This is a genomic window from Nonomuraea sp. bgisy101, from assembly GCF_057708945.1.
Genome location: NZ_JBYITD010000112.1, coordinates 1 through 1,014, shown reverse-complemented (window position 1 = coordinate 1,014; position 1,014 = coordinate 1). Strand labels below are relative to the sequence as shown.

The following is a 1,014-nucleotide window of genomic DNA, read 5'->3' as shown; positions in this document are numbered from 1 at the left end:
TCCCGGCATCGAGGTGATCTGCCGCGACCGCGCTGGAGCTTACGCCCACGGCGCCCGGGTCGGCGCACCAGATGCCATCGAGGTAGCCGACCGGTGGCACCTGTGGGCGAACCTGGGCGCGGCGGTGGAGAAGACGGTCTTCACCCACGCTGCCTGCCTGCCCGAGCCACCACTGGCAGAAGACCTCGTAACCGATGAACAGTGCGACGAGGCCGGCCCGCCACCGGAGCCGGATCCGCCGATCGAGTACCCGCTGGCTCGCAGGCATCGAGAACGCCACGCCGCGATCCACGAGTTGCTGGCCGCGGGCCGTTCCCGTACCCAGGTCGCCCGCGAGCTCGGGATCAGCGTGCGCACCGTCTACCGCTTCGCTGGCACGCCCCTGGAGCAGCACCTGGGCAGGGCCAACAATCGTACGAGCCGTCTGGACCGGTTCAGGGACCACCTGCACCAGCGCTTCGCTGACGGGGTCCACAACGCCAGGGCGCTGCACCGTGAGATCGAACTCCTCGGCTGGCGCGGCAGTCTGCGCACCGTCGAACGCTACGTCGCCCAGCTGCGTGAACGGACGGACCCGCCATCGACCGCGCCGACACCCCCGAAACCGCGTAAGGTCGCCAGCTGGATCATGTCCGATCCCGATCACCTGACTGCGGGCGCTGCCGTACAGCTCAAGAACATCCTCGCGCGCTGCCCCGAGCTGGAGGCCACGCGCCATCACGTCGGCAGCTTCGCCAACATGATCCAGAACCTTGACGGAGACAGGCTGCCGACCTGGATCGATGCCGTCCTGGCGGACCGCCTGCCCGCCCTCCATAGCTTCGCGACCAGCCTCACCCGCGATCAGGACGCCGTCACCGCTGGACTCACCCTGCCCTGGAGCAACGGCCCCACGGAGGGCACCGTGAACCGACTGAAAATGATCAAAAGAAGCATGTACGGCCGAGCCAACCTCGACCTCCTCCGCCGACGAGTCCTGATCATCTGAAACGCAACAAGATCAGCGCCAGAGCC

General features: G+C 67.7%; 1 protein-coding gene. It reads left to right on the top strand.

The annotated features are described in order from the left end of the window. Positions 1 to 124: 124 nt before the first annotated feature. The gene (locus tag AC3EO4_RS55660) at positions 125 to 988 is read left to right on the top strand and encodes a transposase (protein WP_431904985.1); all 864 of its coding nucleotides are present in this window, start codon (positions 125 to 127) and stop codon (positions 986 to 988) included. Positions 989 to 1,014 lie beyond the last annotated feature (26 nt).